4 protein-coding genes are annotated in these 7028 nt (G+C 59.8%); 1 reads left to right on the top strand and 3 read right to left on the bottom strand.

The features are described from left to right. Window positions 1-2509: chemotaxis protein CheB (locus EN750_RS11890; protein ID WP_127396536.1), on the bottom strand; the 2509-nt coding region annotated here is incomplete at its 3' end. Window positions 2510-2932: 423 nt separating this feature from the next. On the opposite strand from EN750_RS11890, the gene EN750_RS11885 reads away from it, so the two are divergent. Then, a complete protein-coding gene (locus EN750_RS11885; protein ID WP_127396535.1) occupies window positions 2933-3571 on the top strand; it encodes a hypothetical protein in 639 nt (212 codons plus the stop codon). A gap of 21 nt (window positions 3572-3592) precedes the next feature. On the opposite strand, the gene EN750_RS11880 is transcribed toward EN750_RS11885, so the two are convergent. Together EN750_RS11880 and ligD are read right to left on the bottom strand one after the other, a co-directional pair. Further along, on the bottom strand, window positions 3593-5254 hold the full coding sequence (locus EN750_RS11880) for a DNA polymerase/3'-5' exonuclease PolX (protein ID WP_127396537.1): 1662 nt from the start codon (window positions 5252-5254) through the stop codon (window positions 3593-3595). A 106-nt stretch (window positions 5255-5360) separates the two neighbouring features. After that, on the bottom strand, window positions 5361-7028 hold a 1668-nt coding region (ligD, locus tag EN750_RS11875; RefSeq protein ID WP_127396534.1), incomplete at its 5' end, for a DNA ligase D.

Raw genomic sequence — 7028 nt, 5'->3', positions numbered from 1 at the left:
CCTCTGCGAGGATCGGGGCAAGCTTTTTCAGCACCGTTTCGGCATCAATTATCAGGTTATCGTCGGCGAACTTGCGCGCGAAGTGGGCGATCGGACGGCCGATGTCGGTCGAAACAAGATCGAAGAGTTCCTTGGTCGCGGGAGCGAACCATTTGATGCGCAGTTTTTCATCGAGGAAAAGCGTCGCGGTTTCGGATCCGGCCAACAGATTGTTGAGATCATTGGTGGCCGCTTCCAACTCGCCGATCTTGTGCTGAAGCTGGCTATTGACAGTGTTCAGTTCCTCGTTGAACGACTGGAGCTCTTCCTTGGAGGTTTCCAGTTCCTCGTTCGTGGACTGAAGCTCCTCGTTCATCGAGGTAGCTTCCTCGTTCGACGCTTTCAGCTCCTCATTGGCGGTTTCAAGATGCTCGACAGTGCTCCGCAGCTCGGCGCGCGTCGCTTTCAGTTCTTCCTGAAGCGCGCGTTCGCCAGAGGCAGTTTCTGCCGTTTCGTCCCGCGGAGCTGCCGGGCCACCGCCGGCTTCAGGCCCCTGCGGTGTGAAGCTCACGAGCAGATGGCCGCTCTCTCCAGGCCGCCCAGTCAGCGGCACGACTGTCATGGTGACCGCACCGGTCTTGCTGGACCGCGTGCGGGCACTGACTGTGACGCTTCTGTTTTCCCTGGAAGCGTCCCGGATCGCGGATCGAAGTTTGAGAGCGAGCCCTTCGCGGACCATGCTCAGCAAATCCCGCGTCGGCTCGCCGGGCGGCTGCTCCAGATAATCCCTTGTCGTTCCATGAAAATAGAGCGCGCGGCCCTTGCGGTCGATCAGGACGGATGCCGGAGCATAACGTTCAAGCAAGGCGCGCCGCGCAGTTTCTGCGACCGATGCTGCCGAGTCGGGCGGAGGTGACGCTGGCTTGTCAGTCCAATCTGGTCCCACTGGTCTGCGGTGCTCCCGGTAGTCGATGAGGTCATGCCGCGTCGGTCCGACGCGGCGGTATATCCGCCATTTCTTCGAGCAGCTCTCAAACAGATCGTCGAGGTGGCCGACCGTCTCGGCATTACCAAGGAACAGATGTCCGCCCCGACGCAGCGCGAAATGACAAAGGGCGATGACACGCTGCTGCGCGTCGGGTTCGAGATAGATCAGGAAATTGCGGCACGAAACCAGATCCAGCCGGGAGAAGGGCGGATCGCGCAACAGATTGTGCTGCGCAAAGACGATCGTGTCGCGAAGTTCCTTGCTGACCTGAAAGTTGCCATCGAGTCTGTCGAAAAAGTGCTGGATGCGCTCCGGCGGGAACTCGGCCACTGCAGCCGCCGGATACACGCCGTCGCGGCCCTTGCGAAGGTTGTCTTCCTGCGCGTCGGTGGCAAACACCTTGAGATCGAACCGCTTTCCAGCGGCAGCCGCGTGCTCCATTACCAGCATGGCAATGGAATAGGCTTCCTCGCCCGTCGAGCAAGCAGGAACCCAAATCCGTATCGTGGCCCCTGACTCTCTTTCGGCGACCAGTGGAGCGATCACCAGATCCGATAACGTTTTCCATGCCTCGGCGTCGCGGAAAAATCCGGTCACGTTGATCATCAGGTCCGAGACAAGCGTGGTGATTTCGTCGGGATTGGCCCGCAACTCGTCCAGATACCCGCTAAGCGTCTCGATGTTCTTGAGGCCTAAGCGGCGGTAGATGCGCCGCCGCTGGGTGCTGCGCTTGTAACTGCTGAAATCATATCCGCTTCGGGCGCGCAGAATTTCGAGAACCTGCTCGATCTTCGCCTCGCCACCGCCCAGTACGGCAGGTGCCGTTTCGATAGGTGCGGCGACATAACCATGGCGCGTGTAAGCAAGTACCCTGTCCGGCATCTGTTCAGGAGCAAGGACATGGTCGGCCAAATTCGCCGCTATGGCGCTCCTCGGCATACCGTCGAATTTCGCGGTTTCGGGGGCTTGAATGAGGCTCATGCCGCCCTCGGCCCGGATGTCCTTCAGGCCCTCGGTACCATTGCTGCCGGTTCCCGACAAAACGATGGCGATAGCCCGCTCCCGCTGGTCCGCCGCAAGCGATCGGAACAGGACATCGACGGGATGGCGGTTGCCGCGGACCTCTGCCGGTCGGGACACGTGCAGCCCGCCATGGCTGATTTTGAGGTCGGTATCGGGAGCGATCACATAGACCCGATCGGAAACGATCCGCATGCCGTCCACAACTTGCGCAACCTGCATGGTCGTGTGAGATGCTAGAACACGCGCCATCTCGCTTTCGTGCTTCGGGTCGAGATGCAAGACGACCACGAAGGCGCAACCGCTGTCCGCCGGCATCGCATCGAAGAAGCGGCCAAGCGCCTCGATGCCGCCGGCTGACGCGCCGATGCCGACGACGGAAATGGTCGGAGGCTCAACAGTGGTTTCCTGAGGGGCGTCGGGACGTGCCTGAGCGCTGCGGACTGGCGGGGCCGGCTCCGCCGCCAGATCGACACCCGGTTTTGATCGCCTGTTAGGCCTCCCAGTTTTTTCGTCAGCCATCGTTTCTTACGTCACCACCTCTCGATGCCGCCAACGAACTCTGTCCCTAACGCATCTGCCAAGAGCCGCGCGGCCGCATCTTGCGCTGATTTTCGCACCCCACCTCATCCCCGGCAACTTCTATTTGGATCAACGCTGATTTCGAACTCGCTTGGGTTACTTCAGGCCGATCTGTACCGACCTAAAAGTCCGCTTCTGAAGATCCGGCGGCTGAAACACTGTCCGCAAACGTCCCCAAAGCGCCACGCGGCAACGCACTGTGAGATATCTCTGCCGGCTCTTGTCAGCCGAATTGCAATCACGCCCGCTAACAATCGTGGTTGCGCCTTTAGGGCATCGTGGTTGAGACCGCAGGCGGATAGGGCTCATTGGCTTTGCGATCGGCTCATCGCTGCTGACAATCGGTGACCTATATAAACGGGCATGTCCACGCGCCGAAAAATCAATGCGATAACGAAGCTGATTGGAGAGTGGCCTTTAACCCCGGCTGCAACGCTTGGATCGTCCGTCAGAGCGAGGGGTATTTTTCTCGAAATACGCGGCCGCCTTCCAACGGAGTTCAGGAACCTGCTCCATATCGAGTCCCGCGTGCTCACCCTGCGCCTGTCCGAGGGCGCCGAGAATGACGTGCAGGTGGTAATCGGGATCGTTTCCAAAGCACTGCAGAATATCGAAGACCTGCCTGTAATCCCCCGTGAAATCGAGGACATTCTGACGATCTCGACGGGCGAACGGCACCGCTGGCTGAAAGATGGGCGCTTGCAGAGCGCCGGGACGAAAACGGTGAAACTCCGCGGGCGGGCACGGAACATCACCTTTCACGTATTCGACCCGCGGCACGTGGAGGATGTGCTTGACCGCGACCTGGTTACGGTCTGGCGCGAACAGGACGCCGCGACAGCTGCAGAGAATAGGCGACGAGCCGCGGGGAAGGCCGCTATGAAACGTGCCCAAAGAAGCGGTCGCGGAACTGCAGTTTCAGCTGGCAATGGCCCCGATGAGAGCTCGCACTCCAGTTTGCGCGGCTGGGAAGATTTTGAGAATGAGGGACTCCTGCGCTGACCGGCCGGACGCACAAGCAGGTCAGCGCGTTTGCCTGCGCCGTGCGAGATGCGCAAGGAGAGCTGTCAAACGCATCGCATTCAGGACCCGCTTGGCAGGAACACCGCCCTTGCGCGCGATCTCGACACCCCAATGCATATGGTCGAGTTCACGGATCGAATGGGCGTCCGGGTTGATGCTGAAGATGCAGCCCTGATCGAGTGCTTTTTGATGCCAGCGCCAGTCGAGGTCGAGCCGCCACGGATGTGCGTTGATTTCGACAGCAACGCCGTGTTTCGCACACGCTTTGAGGACTTTGTCGACGTCGAGATCATAACCGGGCCGACGCAAAAGCTGGCGACCGGTCAGGTGCCCGATGATTGTCGTTCGAGGATTTCCGATCGCCTCAATGATACGCTCCGTCTGTTCCTTCCTGGGCAACTTGAAGCGGCTGTGCACGCTCGCGACGACGAAATCGAACTGCTCCAAGATATGATTCGGGTAATCGAGCGAGCCATCCGCCAGGATGTCCGCCTCGATGCCCTTCAATATGCGAAATTTTCCATTGTATGCCTTGTTCAGCCGGTCAGCTTCGCGGTGCTGTTCAGCAATCTCCTGCAACGAAAGGCCGCCTGCATAGTGAGCGGACTGCGAATGATCGGCGACGCCATAGTATTCGAAACCGCGCTTGCGCGTGGCTTCAGCCATTGCCTCAAGCGTTTCGGTGCCATCGGATGCGGTCGTGTGAGAATGCAGGATGCCGTGCAGATCTTCATCCCGAATGAGGGCGGGTAGCTTCTGCTTTGCCGCCCGCTCAATCTCGTCCCTGCCTTCGCGCAATTCAGGCTGGATAAACTGCAAGTTTAGAGCTTGGTAGATTTCTTCTTCTGACGCTGACGCGATCAGCTTTCTCCCGCGATGAAGCCCGTCGGCGTTTAGGGTGAATCCCTTGTCGGCCGCGAACGTCTTCAGTTGCTCAAGGTGATCTGCCGAGCCGGTTGCTTCGAGCAGGCTCGCGCCAAAGTGCTTCCTGTCCGTGACAACAAGCCTGAGGGTGGTATCCTCGATTCCAGTCGACTTTCTGGCCTGCGCGACCAGGATGAAGTCGGAAACGAGTTCGCAACCGCGCCGGAAGTCACCTGCAATTTCGACGCGCGAAAACTCTGGATGCTCTTGCTTCACCGATATGACCGCATGTTCGAGAAGAACGGCGGCCTTGTGCAGGTGAAGTTGCGTTTCGCCGCTTCGCACGATGGCCAGGTTCTGCAGGAGTTTTGTCTGAAGCGCGGCGCCGAGGCCTTTGACTGGGCGTATGCGGTCTTCTCTTGCTGCGGCCTCGAGCTCCGCCAGCGAGTTTACGCCGAGCGCCTGATGGAGCTTCAGTATCTTATCGGGACGAAGCCCAGGTATGGCAAACAGCTCCATCACGCCCGCTGGAACATCTTCGCGCAGCTTCTCAAGGCTTGGGTGCGTGCCGGTTTGGTAAAGCTTGGTCACGATGTCTGCGATCGCGTCACCGATCCCCGGGATCTTGGTGAGGGCGCCGGTGGCGATGATCCGATCAAGCGGCTGCGACAGCGCCGTCAGACTGTCTGCCGCGCGCAAGTATGCCTTTGTGCGATAGGGATTATCGCCGCGCATAGACCTCCGTTGCGCGTATTCCCTCAAAAGACTGGCGACAGTTCTCGAATCCGTTTTTGCCATGGCTTCAGCCAAACGAGGCCGATCTCCGCAGGTTCCAATCAGGCAAGGCCATGGGCGCCGCGGTGCCCTAGAAGCCCGGCTTTACTGCCTCTTCTCGCGTCGGACGCTACAGATTGGGCAAGGATTGCTCAGCGCGACCCCATCCGGCCAGAGCTTTCGAGGCTGCGCGCTTCTTCAGTTCAGGTGCATCGCCGATATGGAAGTGAGAGGGTGCATCTATTGTCTTCATCTCCGCCCACGTGATGGGGGCCGCGACAGGAGCGCCCGGTCGTGATCTTGCGCTGTAGGGCATGATCGCGGTCGCCCCGCGCTGATTGCGAAGATAGTCCACAAAGATACGACCCTTGCGGCGCGCCTTTGACAACACGGCCGTAAAATGGGCCGGATCGCTCTGCGCGACCGCCTGCGCCAGGCGAGACGCGAAGTCCTTCACCTCTGGCCACTCGGCGCGCGGGATGAGGGGAGCGATGACATGCACCCCTTTGCCTCCTGTCAGCATGGGGAAAGTCGCAAGCCCCAGCGATTTTAGGATATCGCGGAACTGAAAGGCGGCCGCGCGGACGGCCTCAAAATCGAGGCCTTCATCCGGGTCGAGGTCAAACACGAGGCGGTCGGCCTTTTCGACGTCCTCGATCCGAGCTCCCCACCCATGCAACTCGATCGTTCCCATCTGGATGCAAGTCATCAGTCCGTCGGGATCGTCGACATAAAGATAGGGTTCCTCGTGGCCGTCCTTTTCCGTGATACCAACATGGTGGACTTTGTCGCCAAAGCTGCCCGCGTCGTGTTTCTGGAAGAAGCATTTCTTCGCCCGGCCCTGTGGACATCTAACCAGGCTGATTGGCCGGCTACCGACCCAAGGAAGCATGATAGGCGCCACCGCCGCATAATGGTCGGCGAGCTGTCCCTTGGTGATGTTGGACTCGGGATAGATGACGCGGTCTCGGTTGCTGATGGCAATGGCAATTTTCGCAGGCGCGGCGAGATTGGCCGTGCGGCGCTCCGTCTCGAGCACGACTGCCTCCGGCTTCTTGTCTTCGCGCAAACCGAGATAGCTCGGATGGCGCAACGTCCCTTCATTGGTCATCTCCGTGAAGGCAATCTCCGCGACCAGCTTCGGACGCAGCCAGTGCGCGCCGCGCACTTCGGCCCGTGGCGCGTCGACGGTAGCGGCCTTCTGTTCAAGCGGTGCCATGATCTTCAAGAGTCGAAGAAGTTCAGCGGTATCGAGTCCGGTGCCGACTTTGCCGGCGTAACGCAGCTTGCCGCCGTCATTCACACCCAGGATCAAGGATCGAAACGCGCGGACCTTGTCGGATGGTGTCCAGCCGACAATCACGAATTCCTGTCGCTTGATGCATTTGATCTTCAGCCAGCTCGCGCCGCGCGCCGCCACGTAACTCGAATCCGCGAGCTTCGAGATGACGCCCTCGAGGCCGGCTGCGCAAAAGCGATCGAGCAGCTCTTCTCCGCGGCCGAGGATATGTTCAGAGTAACGAAGGACCGGATTCTTCCTCGGTAAAATCGCCTCTAGCTTCTCCTTGCGCTCGAGCAGAGGAAGCCTTGTCAGATCTTCGCCGTCGAGCTGCAGCAGGTCGAAGGCATAAAAGTCGATAGTCGCCGGCGCACCCTTCAACGCATTCTGAAGCGCCTGGAAGTTGGATCTTCCGACAGCATCGATCACCACTGCCTCGCCGTCGATCAGGGCGGAGCGCACCTCGAGCTTGCGAGCCTCGGCCAGGATCGAGGGAAACCGGCTGGACCAGTCCAGACC

Source organism: Mesorhizobium sp. M7A.F.Ca.ET.027.03.2.1, assembly GCF_003999175.1.
In the GTDB taxonomy this organism is placed as follows: Bacteria; Pseudomonadota; Alphaproteobacteria; order Rhizobiales; family Rhizobiaceae; genus Mesorhizobium.
Note: the sequence above shows the minus strand (reverse complement) of the source record. Positions and strands in the feature narration are given on the sequence as shown.

Coding starts and splice junctions, on each gene's coding strand:
- EN750_RS11885 (WP_127396535.1), top strand. CDS start 2,933: ATGTCCACGCGCCGAAAAATCAATGCGATAACGAAGCTGATTGGAGAG.
- EN750_RS11880 (WP_127396537.1), bottom strand. CDS start 5,254: ATGGCAAAAACGGATTCGAGAACTGTCGCCAGTCTTTTGAGGGAATAC.